This window comes from Haloarcula sp. DT43, assembly GCF_037078405.1.
In the GTDB taxonomy this organism is placed as follows: domain Archaea; phylum Halobacteriota; class Halobacteria; order Halobacteriales; family Haloarculaceae; genus Haloarcula; species Haloarcula brevis.
Map to the genome: position 1 here is coordinate 908,326 of NZ_JAYMGZ010000001.1, position 17,654 is coordinate 925,979.

The window sequence follows — 17,654 nt, forward strand, 5'->3', positions numbered from 1 at the left end:
TATTCTTACAACGTATTCACTCGGCCCAGTCGCGCGTCGGGTCCTCCAGCGCGGCGAACGACTCTGAGCCGTCGAACCGGGTCGGGTCGACGCGGGCGGGGAGATGCTCGGAGAGGGGGTTCGAGCGGTCGAGCACGGCCGCCGCGAGGTACTCGCCCAGTGCCGGCGCGCGCATGAGTCCGTGGCCCTGCCAGCCGGTCGCTACCCAGAGCCCGTCGGCGACCTGCCCGGCCAACGGCGCGCCGTCGGGAGTCGCCGTACACAGCCCGGCCCAGCCCCGGTCACACGCCGGAGCGAGCGCCGTCGTCCGCTCGACGCGGTCGAGGCTCCGCGTGACGAACTCGGGGTCCGCCGCGGGGTCCCAGTCCGTCGGGTCGACCTCGTGTGCGCCGTTCCCGACCAGCAGCGCGTCGCCGCTGGGCCGCCAGTAGAACGCCCGCGAGGCGTCGTACAACGACGGCAGTTCGGCGTCGACGGGGTCCGTCACGAGCGCCTGCGCCCGGTAGGCCTTCAGCGCGAGCGAGACGCCGACGTCGGCGACGAGCGGCTTCGTCTCCGGGCCGGCCGCGACGACCACCGCGTCGAACGACCGCCGTCCGTCCGGTGTCTCGACGGTCCTCGGCGACGCGAGTGACACCGGAGCGTGGGTCTCGACGGTCGCGCCCGCGTCGCGGGCCTGTTCGGCGAGCGTAGCCACCACCGCGTCGGGGTCGAGCACGCCGGCGTCGCGGGCGAGGCCCGCCACCTCGATACCGCCCGTGTCCAGCGCCGGGTAGCGGTCACCGAGTGCCGCCGGTGTGAGTTCCTCGACCGCGACGCCGTTCCCTCGCATCCCCCTGATTTGCTCACGGACGGCCGCGGCGTCGCTCTCGTCGCGCGCGACCCAGACATAGGGCTGTGGCTCGAACAGGCCCAGGTCGCGGTACCGGGCGAGCGCGGCCGCGGCGACGGCGGCGTCGACGTCGTCGGCGAAGGCGTCGTAACAGAGGCCGGCCGCGCTGCCGGTCGCACCGCTCCCGAGCGCGTCGCGTTCGAACACCGTCACTGACGCGCCGCGCCGGGCGAGCGCCAGCGCGGTCGACAGACCGACGGCCCCGCCGCCGACGACAGCGACGTCCATCTACGACAGGAAGGGGTCGAGGCCCCGCGCCGGGTAGCCGACAACCGTGTCGACGCCGCGGTCGCGGAGCCGCTCGGTTCGCTCGGCGACCGTCTCGACGGAGCCGACGAGCGCGTAGTCGCGGACGGCCTGCGCGAGCACGTCCCTGGCCCGGCCCGTGGCCTGGCTGTCAGTCGGCGCGCCGTCGGGCAGCGCGTTCCGGACCGGGCCGCGCCGGGCCGCGTAGTCCCCGACCGCGTCGAGTACCGCGTCTTCGCTGTTCGAGAGCACGACCGGGGCGTAGACGGCGATTTTCCCCTCGAAGCCCGCCGTCCGGAGCGTCCGAACGTCGCGGACCGTCGTCCGGGAGAGGAGTTCGTACTGCGTGCCGCCGACCGCCAGCGCGAGGCGCTCGATACCCTCGGTTCCGACCCAGGGGTCGCCGGCGTCGTCGACGGCCGCCCGGAGCCGCGGTGCGACGGCCCGCGCGGCCTCCTCCTCGGAGAGGTACGCGCTGTGGCCGGCGACCAGCACTTGTCCGGCATCCGACGGCAAGGCGTCGACTCCGCTGTCGTCGCCCAGCGGGTCGAAACCGTCGGCCCGGACCGGCGTGGTGACGCGTACGTCGGCGGTCGACGCCAGCCGCTCGATGGTCTCGGCGTCCGGGACGTGGGCCGCCCCCTCGTAGTCGATTGCGAGCGTCCCGACGTCGAGGTCCGCCGCTCGCGATACGTCTACCTCCGTCGGCTTGAGCGCCACCGCGTCGATGCCGGCGGCCGAAAGCGTCACACCGGTAAGCGTAGTCATCCAGTACGCGACCCACGGCACGGGTCCGCAAAATCCTGTCGCTCTCGATCCCAGCCGGCTCACTCGACCTCGTCGCGCACGCTCGGTGGGAGGTCGTCGTCCGGCTCCATGTACCGGTCGGGTTCGGGGGGCATCCGCCAGTCGGTCGAGAGTTCGAGCAACTGGACGAGCATCCGCGCCGTCGCGCCCCAGACGGTGTAGCCGTCGACGTAGAAGAAGTGGAGCCGAATCTCGCCGTAGTGGGGGTGGTCGCGGTGCTCGGACTCGTAGTTGTCCAGGTCAGTCAGCTCCGACACGGGCAGGGTGACTATCTCCGCGACCTCCTCGTCGGAGGGCAGGTAGTCGCGGTCCGGAATCCGCCCGACGAACGGCCGGACGGAGTAGCGCGTGATGGTCCGGATGTCGTCGAGCCGCCCGACGACGTTGACCGCCATCGGGTCGAGCCCGATTTCCTCGTTCGCCTCCCGCAGCGCCGTCCGCAGCAGGTCCTCGTCCTCGGGCTCGCGGCCGCCCCCTGGAAACGACATCTGCCCGGGATGGTCCGACAGGTGGTCGGCGCGTTTCGTGAACAGGACCGCCTCTCCCTCCGGCCGCGTGACGACCGGGGCGATGACGGCGGCCTCCTGTGGCTCGTCGTCCACGACGACTGGCTCGTGGGCCGCGACCCGGTCGAACTGCATAGGCCTGGATACGTGGTGCGTCGTCTTAATTCGGGTGGCTCGCTCCCCAGACTGTTGATTTAATCGTGTAGGATGGGGGTTACACGTCGTCCAGACGGTCCCGGAGGCCGTCCATCTCGACGTTCTCCCAGGCCTCGATGTCGTAGCTTACGTCCAGCAACGTCTCGACGCGGTCCCCGTCGTCGTTCTTGACGGCCATCACCGCGTCCTCCCGGAAGCGCGACTTGACGGCCTCGACGACGGCGTCGCGCGCGAGGTCGCGGGCCGGGACGTCCATGATGTGGGGCAAGTCGGCCGCGCCGTCGGGTAGGACCGGGAACGCGACCGGGCCGACGACGAACAGCGTCTCGTCGGTGTCGGCGGCGTGGTCGTCGACGGCGACGAGGTGGTACGAGTCCACGGCGTCGTCGACGGCCGCCGCGACCGCGTCCGGGTCGGCGTCGACGCCCCGCTTGAAGGCGAGTTCGCCGCAGGCGTCGACCAGTTCCGCCCGGGTGAGCGAGCCAAAGAGGTCGACGACGCCGGCCAGCTCGTCCGGTGGCAGGTCCATACAGGGGACGCGGCACGGAGCGGCTTCAGCCTTTAGGCTCGGGCGGCGCTGGGCAGCCGGCCGTCGAGGTGCAGCGACACCATCGCCACGAGGACGACGAGCAGCGCGAGCCCCATACCCCGAAGCAGCGTCGGGAACGTGACGCCGGCATCCAACAGGCCGCCGACGACGGCACTACCGGGCGCTTGCATCACCATCATCCCCGCGCCGTAGGTGGCGTAGGCGCTCGCGCGGTGGCGGTCCGGGAGCGAGCCCAGCAGGTACGCGTCTACCGCCGGGAAGATGCTGTGGATGACGTAGCCGACGACGACGCTGAACGCGGCCAGCGACCAGAATCCGGTCAGCGACGGCAACACCAGCACGCAGCCGGTGAAGGCCGCGAGCATCGTCAGGAGGTACGGAACCGACGGGAGCCGGTCGGCGAGGCGACCGCTGACGTAGAAGGCCGGTACGCCGGCACCGAACGCGACCAACAGGAGCGTCCGACCCCGTCCGGGCGTGAGGCCGACGCTCGTGGCGTAGGTGACGTAGAAGTTGAACAGTCCGTTCCAGACCAGGCCCGCGACGCCGATGGTGGCAACGGCGGTGGCGATGATGTGCCACTGGGCCCGTGCCGCGCCCAGCAGGTCGCTGTCCTCGCTCCCGGCGTCGGGCATCGGGGAGCGGAGTGCGACGACGGTGAAGGCGACCGTCACCACGCCCGCGGCGACGGCTATCCCCTGGAGCGCGGTCCGCCACGTGCCGACGACGAGGACGAACGAGATGAGCGCGGGCGCGCCGACGGCGGCGAGTTGGGCGGCGACGCCGTGTTGGCCGAGCGCGCGGCCGGGCCGGTCCGGAAACAGTTCGCTGACCAGCGTGTTCGCCGCGGTCAGGTAGACGCCGCTCGCGAGCCCCATGGTGAACGCGCCGACGAGCAACAGCGACGGGTCGAACGCGAGCGCGGTGAACGCCGTGCCGACCGTCAGCACGACCCCGGAGCCGAAGATGACCTTCGCCCGCGACAGCCGGGTCAGTAGGACGCCCGTGGGAAGCCGCGGGAGGGCGCTCCCGGCCCAGACCATCGTGGCGAGCAGGCCGAGCGTCGCGTCGGAGGCCCCCGTCGTCGCCCGAATCGGCTCGATGAGGGGCGCGAAGACGACCCTGGCGATGTTGATGCAAAACACCATCCCCAGGAGCGAACCAAAGACGCGACGACGGGACACGACCGGCGGTAGGGTGGACCACGTCAACAACGTTCCGGAACGCCGCCACGGGGTTTTTACACGCGGGTAGCACACTGGCAGGTATGGACTCAGTGAGGAAGGCCCTCCGGGCCGGCGATGTCGAGAAGGACAACTACGGACGGCTCTCCTGTACCAACTGTGACGAGCCGCTCTCGACGGAGAACGACCCGGACGAGGTCGGGAAAGTGCGCGTCTGTCCCGAGTGTGGCAGCCAGTGGAAGGAGCTCAGCTAGCTACTCGAAGACGGCGTCGAACGCGTCCGCGCCGAGTGGCTCGTACCGCCCGGCGTCGACGTTCTCTCGGGCGTGTTCGACCGATCCCGTGCCGACCAGCGAGCAGGTCACGCCCGGCGCGCTGCGTGCGAAGTTGATGGCGCGCTGTGCGGTCGTCTCGCCCGAGAGCTTCGCCGCCACGTCGTCGGGCAGGTCCGCGGCCAGCTTCCCCTGCATTATCGAGGCGCTGGTGAACACGTCCAGTCCGGCCTCGTGGGCGAACCACAGCGCCGACTGGGGGCCCTCCGCGCCGTCGTGGGACGCGACAGTGAACGCGTCGGCCATCGCGACGTTGAACGGGAGCTGAATCGCCCGCAGGTGGGTCGCCGCGTTGCCGACGGTCGACGCCGCTCGGCGGGCGCGCTTGACGACCGCCGGCAGGGAGAGGTAGCTGTCGTGGCCGGCGGGCACGCGGAACGCCTCCCACGTCGCGACGCCGTAGTGGCGCAGGTCGCCCGCAGCCGCCCGCTCTTCCAGGCGCTCGAACGTCGCCTCGAGCTGGTCGTACACTTCCTCGCGGGACTTCGCCTTCAGCTGCGTCTCGGGGTTGTGGACGTAGTAGAGGTCGACGGCGTCGAGCCCGAGGTTCGTCAGCGACCGGTCGAGCTGGTCGTCGATGTAGTCGGGCGCGATGCAGTGTTGCCCCGCGACGAGGTCCTCGCGGTCGACGACGCCGGTGTCGAGGTACTCCGACCGGACGAACGCGCCGGGGTCGTCCGGCCGCTCCCCGTCGAAGGGGACGAACCCGCCCTTCGTCGCGACGGCGACGGCCTCGCGGTCCACGTCGGCGTCCGCGACGGCCTCACCGACGACGCGCTCGGAGCGCTGGTGGCGGTAGTTTATCGCCGTGTCGACGACGTTGACGCCGGATTCCAGCGCCGTCACGATGGCGTCGCGGTAGCTCGCGTCCCGCTCGTCGGTCGGGTCGCCCAGATACGTGCCGACGCCGATGCTGGAGACGACGCCGTCGCCGAACCGCCGGTAGAACGTGCGCGCGAACTCGTCGTGGTCGTCCCGGTACGCCCAGGTCGCCTCCCGTGTGGCCATACCGGCCGTTGGATGGGCAGCGACAAAAGGACGGAGATTTCCCTACAGTTCGCCGCTCATCGCGGCGAACACCCGCTCGCGGAAGTCCTCGCGGGAGAGGCCGTCGCTCGGGCCGAGACCGGCCATGTGCTCGACCGGGACCTTGCCGCCGCCCATCCGGGCGTGGCCGCCGCCCTCGGCCATCGGGATGTCGTCGACGACGGCCTCTATCGCCCGGCCGATGTGGACGCGGTCGTCACGCGAGCGCCCGGCGATGCGCATGGTCCCCTCCTTCTCGCCGACGACGACGACCGCCGAGACGCCTTCGAGCGTCTCCAGTTCGTCCGCGGCCTGCGGGATGGCGTCCGTGTTCGACACCTCGCCCACGTCGCTGAACGCGTAGGGGGCTCGCACTTCCCTGCGTCCGATGGCCCGCGATTTCACGTCGAGGACTTCGGCGTCGACCTGGGGGTTCGCGATGCGGTTGAGCAGGTCGCTGTCCATCCCCTCGTAGAGGAACGCGGCCGCCGCGAAGTCCTCGGACTGACAGCCGTTCGTCAGGGACCGGGTGTCCGACTGGATACCGTACATGAGCCCCGTCGCGAGCGCGCAGGGGACGGTCTCCGCCGGTGCCGCGTCGATGTCGATACTCCCGGTCCCCTGTGTGTCGCTGAACTCGAACTCCAACTGATTGAAGTAGCTCGCGAAGATGGTCGCACAGGCCCCGTACTCCGAGCGGACGTCGGTGAACCCCTCACCGGTGCCGTCGCCGGGGTGGTGGTCGACGACCGCGACCGGCTCGATGTCCCCGGCACCGGGGAAGCCACGCGCCGTGTTGTGGTCGACGAGGACGACCGCCTCCGCGTCGATGTCCTCGGCGGTTTCGACGTGGTCGAAATCCAGGTCCAGAACCGTCTGAAAGGCCCGGTTCTCCGGTCGGCGTATCTCACCGGAGTACAGCAGCGACGCCGACGTGTCCGTGCCGGCGACGAGCTGGTTGACCGCCAGCGCGGAGGCCATCGCGTCCGGGTCCGGGTTCGGGTGCATCAACACCCCGATGCGGTCGTAGTCCGTGAGTACCCGCCGCAGCCGCTCTCCGGGCGTCCGGCTGAGATACCGCCACAGCCAGACGCCGGCACCGAGGAGGGCGAGAAGCGCTAGGGCGACACCAGCGACGAACAGGGGGTTCTCGCTAGCGTACGCCGCGGCGGCGTCGACCTGCAGCCCGCCGGCGGCAACGCGTGTCATACCACGCTGTTCGCCAGCCTATCAGTAATAAAGTTCGCCCCGAAAGCGTCAGTTTTGCCGGTATTCGCGGACGGCGTCGCGGTACCCCTCCCGGAACGTCGGGTACTCGAACTCGTAGCCCAGTTGGCGGAGTCGGTCATTGGAACACCGCTTGCTCGTCTGGATGCGGCGCGTCGCCGTCTCGGAGAGGTCGTCGTCGGCGAGCCGTTCCGCCGTCGTCTGTTTCGGCGGGAACGGGACCTCGCACTGCTCGGCCAGCCAGTCGGCGAAGGCCCACTTCTCGACGGGCTCGTCGTCGACGACCAGCACGACTTCCTCGCGGTGATTCTCGGTCAGCAGGAACCGGACCGCACCGGCCGCATCGGCCCGGTGGACCATGTTCAGGTAGCCGGCGGTCACCGGTCCCTCCAGGTACCGCTCCAGCCGATACCGGTCCGGGCCGTACAGGCCGGCGAACCGCGCGACCGAGCCGTGGCCGCCGTACTCCGTCGGCCGCTCGCGGGCGACCCGTTCCGCCTCGGCCAGCACTTCGGTCTTCTCGGTCTGTGGGTCAAGCGGTGTCTCCTCGTCGACCCACGCGCCGTCGTGGTCGCCGTAGACGCCGGTGCTCGAGGTGTACACCAGCCGCTCCGGCGGGTCGGCCCGCGACCAGAAGTGGTCGATGGCCGTCCGGAGCCCTTCGACGTACACCTCGCGGGCGGCCGTGGCCCCTCTACCACCGGAACTCGCGGCGAAGACGAGCCAGTCGGCGTCCGGTACCGCCGCCAGCGACTCGGCGTCGGTCACGTCGGCCCGGACCGCCTCGAAGCCGGCGTCCTCGATAGCCGCGAGACCGTCCTCCGACCGGCGAACGCCCACGACCTCGTAGCCCTCCTGCAACTGCCGGCCGAGTTCGAGGCCGACGTAGCCACAGCCCAGGATGGCGACGCGGTCCGTCACCGCTTTTCACCCTCGATGTGGCTGTGCAGGAGGGCGTACTCCGACAGCGTCACGGGGTAGCGGCCCTCGATTTTCTGCTGGATTTCTTTCGGCTCCAGTTCGTCGTCGATGCCGGAAGCCAGCGACTCCACGTCCATCACGGCCGTCGTCATCCCCATCAGTAGGATGTCCTGGGCCTCGGCCTGCAACGCGTCGGCGTCCGGCCGGTCCGGGCCGGCCGAGAGGACCGCGACCGCTTCGTCGAGCGTCCGGTCCGCGATGTCCCCGCTGGCGAACGCCTCGACCGTCGCCCGGTCGAGTCCCGTCGCGTCGGCGACGCCATCGACGCCGACTGTCTCGACTGTCTCGGCCAGTACGGTGCCGTAGGCCGCCAGTAACTCTTCGGGTGCCTGCTCGCCCGCGTCCGGAAACTCGCCTCGAAGCATGGCCGTCGGTACGGTCCCGGGGTATTTTACTTCGGTTATGCGGTCCGCTCAGGGGCCCGCGTCCGGCCACCCGCTTGACTCCTCCACGGCGGTACCGCCCTTGTCGCCGACCCCGCGCGGTTTGGGCGGGACCACGACGACGACGCCTGTCTCCGCCCTGAACGAGACGCGGTCGGCGGTGCCCAGTCGCTCGGCCGCCCCGTCGCCGTCGACGTCGAGCGTGACGTTGTGTCCGTCGCGTGCGTATGTCGTCCGCGCCCCGGGCGCGCTCGGCCGGCCGTGGCTCGTGGAGACGGCGAACCTGGCGTACTCGCCCTCGACGGTCACCCACCAGACGTTTGCCGTCGCGTACCAGGGTGCGACCGGCGGTGCCAGCGGCAGTCCCGCCGGCAGCGTGTCCGTCCCGAGTCGGCGCTTGGCGACCTGCCGAGCCCTCTGCTCGCCGGCTGATGCCAGGGTACGGCGCAGTTCGGCTTCGGCGACCGACCGAACCGCGGCTGCCGTCCCGTTCGTCGATTCGAGCGTCGGGTTCGTCGCCGGCGTCTCGACGGAAAGGAGCCTCAATCGGAGCCGATCGCGTTCGACCCGCGTGAGGTTCAGCCGGTCTCCGGCGATTCGGGCGACCCGGTTCTGAGCGGAGCCGTTGGTAAGCGCCAGCGCACGGGCCGCCGACGTGTCCCAGCGGGCCATCGCCTCGGCGACGACGGCCTCGCTCTCCCCTCTCCCCGCGTCGGTGTGTTGGGCGACGGCCAGCCGGAGCGTCGTGGTCATCTCCTCGTTGGCTGTCTCGACGTCCCGCTGGAGAGCGTCGCGTTCCGCTGCGAGCGTGGCGTTCGACTCGTTCCCGAGTGTTTCGTTCGCGGCCGCGAGCGTGCTCGCCGCCGTCGCGAGGCGCACTCTGTTGCCGGACTCGGCCACACCGCCGACGACGGCGTCGGCGGCGTCGCCGTAGGGGACCGTGAACACGTTCACGTTCCGCGCGACCAGCGGGTGCTCGCGCCCGTCGAGGGCGCGATACCGGTCCTCGTCCAGTGCGGCGAGCGTCAGGTACGGCGCTGCCGTATCGACCCGTGTTCTGACCGGCCCGGCCGGGCCGACCGGGACCGGGCGAGAGCGCGGGACGGGCGTTTCACGGGCCGTCAATCCGCGGCGGAGAGCACGCAGCGACCCGTTAGTGCGCGCCGATAGCTGCGTGTCGACCCGTTCCCGGCTCCTGTTCCGCGCCGCCGCTTGTGCGTCTAACTCCGCCAGCACCGCGTTCAGATAGGTCAGCCGGGCCGCGACGCGTGCCTTCCGGGCCGCACTGTCGTAGGTGTCCGGCACGTCCGCGAGGGCGGCGCGGCGCTGCCTGACTCGGTCCCGGAGTTCCCGCGGCGGATTCACGTCGAAGGTCCCGACGCGCCCCCGTTCGACGGTGACCGTCGTGTTCCGGACCGCCGCTCGGAGTGCCATCAGGTCCCGGTACACCCAGTCGTGCAGTTCCGGCGGCCGGTCGGCCGTCACCGTCGTCTCCGTCCGGCCCAGAGTGTCCTCGACGACTCGCTCGGCGACCCCGTTTCGGCCGCCGGCGTCGCGGACGAGCCGGTCGATAGCTTTCGGTTCCACGTCGGCGAGATTCGGTCCGTCGACCGGGCTCGCGTCGGCCTCGTGGGCGGTCCGTACGGTCAGGTTCGGCGCGGGGGAGCGCCCGTGGTGACGGCCGACGACGGCGACCGACACGCGATGCCGCGACGTACTGGCGGCAGTGGTGCGCCGACGTAGCGACCCGTTCTGCCAGACGGCGGTTCGCGTGTACCGTCGCTCGACGGTCCGGCCGAACGTCTCGAAGGCGTGCCAGCCGTCCGGCGTCGTAACGTGGCCGCTGGCGTTCCCGACCGCCTCCGCCGAGTACGTCGTCCGCTCGTCGACCAGTGTCCAATCGGAACCCGGGGACGGCGGCGTCCCCGGCGGTCCGCCGCCGACGCGGCGTTCGTCGACCTCCAGCGCGACTTCGACGGTGTAGGCGTCCCTGAGCGTCGCGTTGAGCGCCGACGGCCCGGCGACTGTCCGGAAGGCCGTGTCGGCCGTCTCGTTGACGCCGACGACCATCGCGTCCGCCGGGTCGGGACTGACCGTGGACTTCGGAGCCGGCAGCCGGTCGCTGGCCGGTCTGTACTCGGCTCGGTCGAGCACTGCGCTGGAGTAGGCCGTCCCCCGGCTCCCGCGAATCAGGTCCTCGATTCCCGTCACCGCCGTCGCCTCCGTCACGGCGCGGCGACCGGCGGGGTCGCTCCGGCCGAAGGTCGACCGCTGGACGCCCAGCAGCGCGCCGTTCGTCGCCAGCGAGACGTGTCGATTCGCGACGACGTTTTCGATACCCGCGCCGCCGTATTGGGCGTATCCCCGCGCCCACGCTATCGGATACAGTCGGGCCGTCAACCGCTGGCTCAGTCCCGGTTCGCCGAGGCCGTTGTTCAGCCGCGCCCGGTAGGTCGACACCCGGTCGTGGAGCATGAGCGCCTGCGTCGGGACGACGACGGTCGGGGAGAGACGCCGCGTCGAAACCACCTCGCCGTTCCGCCGGACCGTGAGCGCGATATCCTCGACTGTCGCCCGCATCGCGGTCCCGTTCGGCCCGGCGCGCTCGACCGAGACGCGGCGTTTCGCCGCTCTGAGGTCGGTCGCGTTCGTGACCGCCGGGAGCCTCGCGGTTACGGTCACGTCCCCGCTCCGGGTAGACACCGCCCGCAGCCGGTCCGCGACCCGGAGATAGGCGCGGACCCTGAGCGAGTCACGGAACGCCGTCGAGTCGTTCAGGACCCGTCCCGTCGACGTATCGGCCGGCGTGACGACCGGATTCGCCGCCGCCCGCCGACCAGCCGTCGAGACCCCGTCACGAACAGCGACCTGCGTCTCCGCCGTCGCCCGGTCCAGGGCCCGCTCGACACTCGTCGCGCCCGGTGCCGGGTCGTCAACGAACGTCGGGGCCAGCGTGAGACTGCTCACCAGCAGGAGGACGCCGAGCAGTGCGAATGGGACCCGGCCGCGGGTGTCGCCTCTCACGGCGACCACGTCCTGACGGTCACGCGGACACGGCTCGTCCGGACGGCACGGGCGGCGTCGTCGGGCGAGTCGTACCGCGACCGCATGTCGGTCCGAAGCGTCGCCGCCAGCGCCGCGGTCAGGTGACGGTTCAGTTCGGTCGTCGAATCGCGCTCGACGGCGACGGTGGTCCCGGTCAGTTCGGCCATCCGCTCGTACCGCGCCCGCATCAGCACGTCTGCCGGGTACCCACCACGGAGCGCGTACCGGGACTGCGCCGGCGGGAACAGCCCGTCGACGACACTCCGGGCCACGACCGCCGCCACACCCTCGTAGCCGCTCGTCCTCGCTGCGTCGCGTGCCGGCTCCGAGACGTTCTCCATCCCGCTGGGGACAGTCACCGTCGCTGCCCGCACGTCCACGGTCTCGGGCGGTCGGTCGCCGACGTGGTACGCGCTGCCGACCGGCGCACCGGGATACGGCGACCAGGTGACGCGGACGGCCGTTCTGTGCCCGCGGCTGTGGAGTCTGTCACGCGTCGTCGCCCCGACGCGTGACTCGAAGTTCTTGCCGGCGTTCGACAGCCGCTCGCCGTCGACGGTGACGCCGCTCATCGCCGCCTCCCCGAGCAGTTCCGCGACGGTCCCGTGACTCGTTCGCCGTCGCCGCGTGGCGCTGTCTGGCGGTTCGTGTCCCTCGAACGGCGGGACGACGAGGTCGTACTCGACGCTCGCGGTGCTCGTCGCCAGTGTCGCCGCCTGGGCCGCGGCGGGGTTCGCGGTCGCCGTCGACGCCTGGCTTCCGACGCCGCCGACGATGGCTCCCGCGGCTGCACCGACGAGCAGGAGAAACACCGTCACGTCGGCGACGGCGCTCACCGCCCGGGTCATCGCCACACCCGTACAGTGAGCGTTCCGCGACGGACCGCCCCCGGACCGACCCGCACGCTCACTGTCCTCGTTTCGGTGTCGGCCCCGCTGGGCGGCTCTCGGCCGACTGCCCACCGGTCACCAGTCGTCGCTGTGATGGTCGCGTTCCCGCGGTAGCGAGCCGGGACTGCACCGAGAGCGTCGCCGAGCCTCGCGGGCTGCACGACGCCCGCCGTCGAGAGCCGCCCCTCGACCGCGTCGGCAGTCGGTGTAGCGACGTTTCGGTCGTCGTCCAGCGTCCCGAACGCGTCGTCGATGACGCCGGCGTACAGTGCCAGGCCGAGCCCGACGGCGAAGACGGCGACGAGCGCGGCGACTGGCTCTGTCGTTGCCCTAGCCGACGATAGTGACATCGTTCCCTCCCCAGGCGACGTGCCTGACCGTCAGCCGGTCGGGGGCCGGTCGCCACGCCGCCTCCGTGTTTCGTCCCTCGCGGATGTCCCGGCGGAACGCGTCGGTCGAGTGATACACCGCGCTCGGTCGTTCCCCGGCCAGTACCGTGCGGAGCTGGTCAGTCCGTGCGGGAACGACGGGGCGGACCAACCGCGCCGTCGCCGTCCCGCCGTCGGTCCGAAGGCGGATTCGTCGGCTGTCGAGCGCCCATTCCTCGGCGACGAGCCGCCGGTGTGCGAGGGACCCGGGCGGGCTAGTGGCCACTTCGTCGATGGTCGCTGCCGCGCCCGTGGCATCCGGCGGGGCGGTCGTCGGCAGGCCGACGATAATCCCCAGGACTGCGACACTCACCGTCCCCAGGCCGACCCAGAGGTACAGCGTGTCGACGTGCGTCTCGAACATGGGCCGGTCTGGCCGCGCGTTCACATTTAAACGCTCAGACCACTAGCCCGGTGGCGACGACGGCGACGAGGAAGGTGACCGTGGCAGACAGGAGCGCCAGGCCGGCGCGGTACGCCACCAGCGCGCGGTCCAGTCCGCGGTGGAGTCCCGTCGATAGCGCCGTCAGCAACACCGCGAGCGCGAGGACGTACCAGCCGACGACCGGCCCCAGCAGCGCGGTGGGGACGGCGGCGAACCGCTCGCCGCCACCCATCGACCCGGCCAGCGCGACGGTCGCGCCGCCGACGAGCGGGCCGAACAGCGCGGCGGTGTTCGACAGCGTCTCGGTAATCTGTGCGAGGTCGCGTCGCGTCTCGCGCTCGATGGTCCGGAGCGCTGCCACGTGTTCCCCCATCGTCGTCACGGCCTCCCCGGCCGGCGGGCCGATTGTCGCGGCCGCGTCCAGCAACACCGCGACCCGACGCGCCCGCTGGCTCGGGACCTCGGCGAGCGCACCGCCGGGGCCCAGAAACGCGCCCTCGATGTCGACCCCGAGCTGTCTCTGGCGCGCGACGGCGGCGTCGACGACGGAACTCGTCGGCTCGGGCGTCTCGTCGGCGGTTTCGACGAGCGCCGCTTCGACCGAGTGGCCGCGGTCAAGCCGGCGACCGACGGCGGACAGCGCCTCCGGGAGGCCTGCTTCGACGGCGGTGACCCGGTCGCGGACCTCGGCGACTGGCCGGTAGTGGACGACGAGCGCGCTCCCGACGCCCGCACCGAGTGCGCCGACGGGGGCGGCCCACGCAGCCACGAGCGCGTCGGCGAGTACCCACCCTCCGCTCCCAGCGACGACCCCGGCAGCGACGGACGGACGCGCGGTCGCCGGCACGTCGGGGTGGCTCCGCGGGATTGTCGCCGGCGGGAACGCGACCGGTCGCCGGCCCAGCAGCCAGCAACAGGCGACCAACAGTGCGGCGGGCAAGGCGATGCCGTAACTCCCGACCAGCACGGGCGCGGTGACCGGGACGCCCGCGGCAGCGGCGGCGGGCAGCAGCGACGCCATCGCCAGCGGCAGGAGGACGCCGAACGCGTACACCCCGGTCGCCGGGCCACGGAGCGAGGACGCGAACGCCGCCATCTCGTCGCGCGTCCCGTCGAGGATGCGCTTTCGTGCGCGGCCGAGGAGTTCCGGCCGTTCCTCGGCCGGAGCCGCCGTCGCGCTCTCGACTAGCCCGACCGCGCGTTCCAGCGCCGGGAACCGGTCCCCCCAGGCCGACGCAAACGTTCCGAGCCCGCTCCGTGGCGTGCCCGCGGCTCTCTGCCGATGGCGCTCCAGTTCGGCGGCGAGTCGGCCGTCTCCGGCCCGTCCAGCGAACGCCGCAGCCCGCTCGGCGCTGGGCCACAGCGTCGCACCGAGTGCCAGCGTCATCACGAGCGACGGCGCGGCCCCCAGCGTCCGGATGCGCTTTGCCTCCGCGGCGAACGGCACGCCGTACCGTCCCAGCGCCGCGATACCCAGGGACAGCCCGAGGACGCCGAACACCAGGGTCGTCGCTACCGGGCCGCGTAGCATCCACACGCCGACCGCTGCGAGCAGAGAGCCGGCTACGGCGACGCCGTAACTGGCGGTCAGTACCGTCTCCGGCGGCGGCGAGAGCGACAGCAACCGACACGCTCGGCGGTACTCGTCGGGCACCTCGGTACTGCCCGGATAGGCCGCCGCGAGCGCGCCAGCCACCGTCGGGCTGTCGACGGACTCGCTCGAACTATCCGGGCCACTCACTGCTGTTCCTCGACTGTGGGTGCGTTGCTCGCACGCTCGCTACCGGCTCCCGGTTCGGCGAACCGTCCGGTTCGCGCCTCGATGGCTTCGAGAACCTCGGCGTAGGACTCGCCCGGCGCGGCGAGCGAGCCGACCAGACGGCTGTTGCCCCGGCTGAGGCGGCCGGTGGCGGTCGCGGTCGGTCCGTCGCGCTCGTGGAGCGACTCGAAGGCGACGCCGTCACCGCGAGCGACGACTTCCGCGACGGACGCGACGCCGCGGCCGTGTTCAGACGCGGGCGGGGCCAGCGTCACCACGAGGTCCGTCGCGGCGAACGACCGGACCGGAACGCCGAGATCCGACACCAGCCGCTCCCGAATCGCGTCGGGGCCGTTGCCGTGAATCGTCCCGAGGACGGCCCCGTCGCCACCGCCGACGCGCATCGCCTCGTAGAGCACGCTGGCTTCCTCGCCGCGGACCTCGCCGACGACGAGCGCGCCCTCCCCCAGCCGGAGCGCGGTCCGCAGGGCCTCCGTGGCATCGACCGATGGCCCATCCCCGCTGGCGGTCCGAAGCGCCTGTACGTCCCGGCCGTCGTCACGGAGCGCCGACGCCGGGAGTTCGGGCGTGTCCTCGATGAGCACAGTCCGGGTCTCGCGGGGCAGTTCCCAGAGCAACGCGCCGAGCGTCGTCGTCTTGCCCGCACCGCGGGGGCCGGCGACGAGACAGGCCCCGCCACGTTCCACGACGACCGAGAGCAGGCCGGCGACGGCGGCCGGCATCGTCCCGTTGTCCACCAGGTCGGCCAGCCGCCACGCGTCGCCGTCGTGGGCACGAAACGCGAAGGCGAGCCCGTCGCTGACCGGTTCGCTCACGCCGGCGACCCGAATCTGTCGGTCGGCCACCGTCGCCGTCGCGTCGAGCGTCGGGTTCGCCCGCGAGAACGCCCGCCCGCTCGACCGCCTGAACGTCGACGCCAGCGCGTTCGCGCCCGACGGCGTCAGCCGAACGTTGGTCCGCATCGTCTCGCCGGCACACCGCACGCGGAGTCGCGTGTCGCTGACGGGGGCCGTCGCGAACACGTCGGACACCCGCTCGTCGGCGAAGACGTCTTCGAGAACCCCGAGGCCGTCGGTGTGTTTCTCCAGTACGGCCCCGACGGCGGTCGCAGTCGTGCCATTGTCGGCCACCTCGGTCGCCGCGTCGTACGGGCGACAGCCCCCGTCGGCGGCGGCGTCGGCCACCCGCTCGTACGCGTCGACGAGCGTCTCCGTCGTCCCCGCGTCGAACCGCTGTTCCCGCGGCTCGATGTGGTAGACTGGCAATCGCTCCGCGGCCGTGTCGTATCTCCGAACGACGGCCTCCGTCGAGAGTGTCCGCCGGTCGCGGAGCGACGCCGCTGGCGGCGGCGCTGTCCCGACACGCGCGTCACTCACCGTCGGCCCGGTGTAGGCGGCGAGCGCCCGCTCGGTGGTGTCGAACCCCTCCGTTGCGACCGCCAATCCGGTCTCCGCCGCCACGTCGGCGACCGGTCCCGCCCGCCCGACGGCCTCCGTCGCGGCGGCGACGGGGTCCCGGCGGGCGCGGTCTGCGAGCCGCTCGTCCAGCGAGGCGACCCTCTCCACGAACCGGCCAGCAGCGGTGAGCACCGCCGCGGCACCGTCGGCGTACACCCGTTCTTGGCCCGCCCGTTCTGTGACGACGGTCTCGACACCGCTGGACGGGAGTGATTCGACGACCGTCGCCCGACACGCGGCCGAGGCCGCAAGGTCGCCACCCCCCGGGCAGTCGTCCGTCGTCACCACCAGCCGCGAACCCTCGATGGTCGTCTCACAGCGGCAGTCGTCCGCCGTCGACGACCCGAAGAGCCACTCATGCATGGCCGCCTCTCGCCCCGGCTTCGGACTTAAACCGATGGACTGTCAGCACGCGCCGACCGTCCGACCGCGTCAACACGAACAGGAGCCGATGGGACCCGTGTTCTTCGAGCCTGTCGGTCGGCACCGTCGGTCGGATTGGGACGTCGACCAGCAGTTCGGTCCGTTCTCGGGACCCGATTTTCCAGGTCGCGACGCCGACACCGGCCCGCTCGCGGAACCGGAGATAGTCTACGTGGGCGCTGGTGTACGTCCGCGCGGGAAGCCGTAGCCCGACCACGCGCCGTGCGTCACCGTGCGGCGTCGCGTCGTCAGTCTCTACCAGCGTGGTCAGTTCGGCCGCCAGTTCGTCCAGTTGCCGCTCCATCGTCCCGTCGGCCGCGTCCGCCCGGGCCGTCGACAGCGCGGGTGCCGTTGCACCGGCCAGTGCGGTCGTGACCGCGACGGCGAGAACCAGCCGGGATATCACAGGAGCGCGCGGAGACGTCCGAACACGCCCGCGTCCGACGGCTCCACCTCGTCGGGGTCGCCGCCGTCGGTGATGGCGGAGAAGTCGGCCCGCTTTCCGGCCGCAGTACTCGGGCGACCGTCGCCGGCCGCCGGGCTCGGGTGCCCCTGTGTCGTCGCCCCCCGCTGCTGGTCGGCCGCCGGCGGCGGGCTGGTCGCCTGTCGAGCCGCCAGTGCGTCGTCGAGTCGCTCCTCCAGTCGGTCAGTCGCCGCCAGCGCCGCGTCGGCGCGCTGTTCGACCTCCTCGTTGACCGTTCGGACGTTCCCCACGTACCCGCGGAGGGCCTGGGTGGCTGCTTCCAGTTCTGCCGTCCGCTCGTCGATGTCCTCGACGCGCCGTTCGAGGCTATCCACCCGCTCCTCTACCTCGCCGAGTTCCGTCACCTCGGGGAACTCCGTTGCGCCGTCCGTGACCGTGCGTTCGACCGTGCGAAGCCGCTCGGCCAGCGTCTCGATGTCTGTCACGCCCGTCCCTGGTCCCGTGCTGGTATTTGAACGCTGGGGGCGGACGG

General features: G+C 71.7%; 18 protein-coding genes. 1 reads left to right on the forward strand and 17 read right to left on the reverse strand.

Annotated elements, in window-relative coordinates; all coding sequences use genetic code 11:
* Window positions 1-16: 16 nt before the first annotated feature.
* The 5 genes from VI123_RS04900 to VI123_RS04920 all read right to left on the reverse strand — a co-directional run bounded on the left by VI123_RS04900 (window position 17) and on the right by VI123_RS04920 (window position 4,305).
* The gene (locus VI123_RS04900) at window positions 17-1,120 is read right to left on the reverse strand and encodes an NAD(P)/FAD-dependent oxidoreductase (protein WP_336336929.1); all 1,104 of its coding nucleotides are present in this window, start codon (window positions 1,118-1,120) and stop codon (window positions 17-19) included.
* On the reverse strand, window positions 1,121-1,906 hold the full coding sequence (locus VI123_RS04905; protein WP_336336930.1) for a DUF7388 family protein: 786 nt from the start codon (window positions 1,904-1,906) through the stop codon (window positions 1,121-1,123).
* Window positions 1,907-1,965: 59 nt separating this feature from the next.
* The gene (locus tag VI123_RS04910; RefSeq protein ID WP_336336931.1) at window positions 1,966-2,586 is read right to left on the reverse strand and encodes an NUDIX hydrolase; all 621 of its coding nucleotides are present in this window, start codon (window positions 2,584-2,586) and stop codon (window positions 1,966-1,968) included.
* Between the two features lie 79 nt (window positions 2,587-2,665).
* A complete protein-coding gene (locus VI123_RS04915; RefSeq protein WP_336336932.1) occupies window positions 2,666-3,136 on the reverse strand; it encodes a DUF7109 family protein in 471 nt (156 codons plus the stop codon).
* Window positions 3,137-3,168: 32 nt separating this feature from the next.
* Complete coding sequence (locus VI123_RS04920) at window positions 3,169-4,305, reverse strand: MFS transporter (protein WP_336337377.1); 1,137 nt, start codon at window positions 4,303-4,305, stop codon at window positions 3,169-3,171.
* 119 nt (window positions 4,306-4,424) lie between these two features.
* On the opposite strand from VI123_RS04920, the gene VI123_RS04925 reads away from it, so the two are divergent.
* Complete coding sequence (locus tag VI123_RS04925) at window positions 4,425-4,595, forward strand: HVO_0758 family zinc finger protein (RefSeq protein WP_336336933.1); 171 nt, start codon at window positions 4,425-4,427, stop codon at window positions 4,593-4,595.
* Here VI123_RS04925 and VI123_RS04930 read toward each other — a convergent pair whose 3' ends face one another.
* Genes VI123_RS04930 through VI123_RS04985 form a run of 12 tightly spaced genes read right to left on the reverse strand, consistent with a single transcriptional unit; the run spans window position 4,596 to window position 17,607 of the window.
* Complete coding sequence (locus VI123_RS04930) at window positions 4,596-5,681, reverse strand: aldo/keto reductase (RefSeq protein ID WP_336336934.1); 1,086 nt, start codon at window positions 5,679-5,681, stop codon at window positions 4,596-4,598.
* A gap of 42 nt (window positions 5,682-5,723) precedes the next feature.
* The gene (locus VI123_RS04935; protein ID WP_336336935.1) at window positions 5,724-6,908 is read right to left on the reverse strand and encodes a DHH family phosphoesterase; all 1,185 of its coding nucleotides are present in this window, start codon (window positions 6,906-6,908) and stop codon (window positions 5,724-5,726) included.
* Window positions 6,909-6,956: 48 nt separating this feature from the next.
* Window positions 6,957-7,847 (reverse strand): SDR family oxidoreductase, encoded by an 891-nt coding sequence (locus tag VI123_RS04940; protein WP_336336936.1) that lies wholly within the window; start codon window positions 7,845-7,847, stop codon window positions 6,957-6,959.
* Window positions 7,844-8,272: a DUF5791 family protein gene (locus tag VI123_RS04945; RefSeq protein ID WP_336336937.1), complete on the reverse strand. Its 429-nt coding sequence runs from the start codon at window positions 8,270-8,272 to the stop codon at window positions 7,844-7,846. Before VI123_RS04945 ends, VI123_RS04940 begins: the two co-directional genes overlap by 4 nt.
* A gap of 48 nt (window positions 8,273-8,320) precedes the next feature.
* A complete protein-coding gene (locus VI123_RS04950; protein WP_407066977.1) occupies window positions 8,321-11,323 on the reverse strand; it encodes a DUF7286 family protein in 3,003 nt (1,000 codons plus the stop codon).
* The gene (locus tag VI123_RS04955; protein WP_336336939.1) at window positions 11,311-12,183 is read right to left on the reverse strand and encodes a DUF7284 family protein; all 873 of its coding nucleotides are present in this window, start codon (window positions 12,181-12,183) and stop codon (window positions 11,311-11,313) included. Before VI123_RS04955 ends, VI123_RS04950 begins: the two co-directional genes overlap by 13 nt.
* Window positions 12,180-12,575: a DUF7285 family protein gene (locus VI123_RS04960; RefSeq protein WP_336336940.1), complete on the reverse strand. Its 396-nt coding sequence runs from the start codon at window positions 12,573-12,575 to the stop codon at window positions 12,180-12,182. Before VI123_RS04960 ends, VI123_RS04955 begins: the two co-directional genes overlap by 4 nt.
* Entirely contained in the window at window positions 12,556-13,017 is a 462-nt protein-coding gene (locus tag VI123_RS04965) for a DUF7283 family protein (protein ID WP_336336941.1), read from the reverse strand. Before VI123_RS04965 ends, VI123_RS04960 begins: the two co-directional genes overlap by 20 nt.
* Before the next feature lie 34 nt (window positions 13,018-13,051).
* Complete coding sequence (locus VI123_RS04970) at window positions 13,052-14,734, reverse strand: type II secretion system F family protein (protein ID WP_407066988.1); 1,683 nt, start codon at window positions 14,732-14,734, stop codon at window positions 13,052-13,054.
* A gap of 41 nt (window positions 14,735-14,775) precedes the next feature.
* Window positions 14,776-16,638, reverse strand: coding sequence for an ATPase, T2SS/T4P/T4SS family (locus tag VI123_RS04975; RefSeq protein WP_336336943.1), 1,863 nt, complete (start codon window positions 16,636-16,638; stop codon window positions 14,776-14,778).
* The gene (locus VI123_RS04980; RefSeq protein WP_336336944.1) at window positions 16,631-17,104 is read right to left on the reverse strand and encodes a DUF7311 family protein; all 474 of its coding nucleotides are present in this window, start codon (window positions 17,102-17,104) and stop codon (window positions 16,631-16,633) included. The genes VI123_RS04975 and VI123_RS04980 overlap by 8 nt, the downstream gene beginning before the upstream one ends.
* Window positions 17,101-17,607, reverse strand: a complete 507-nt coding sequence (locus tag VI123_RS04985) for a DUF7310 family coiled-coil domain-containing protein (RefSeq protein WP_336336945.1) — start codon at window positions 17,605-17,607, stop codon at window positions 17,101-17,103. Before VI123_RS04985 ends, VI123_RS04980 begins: the two co-directional genes overlap by 4 nt.
* Between the last annotated feature and the right edge of the window lie 47 nt (window positions 17,608-17,654).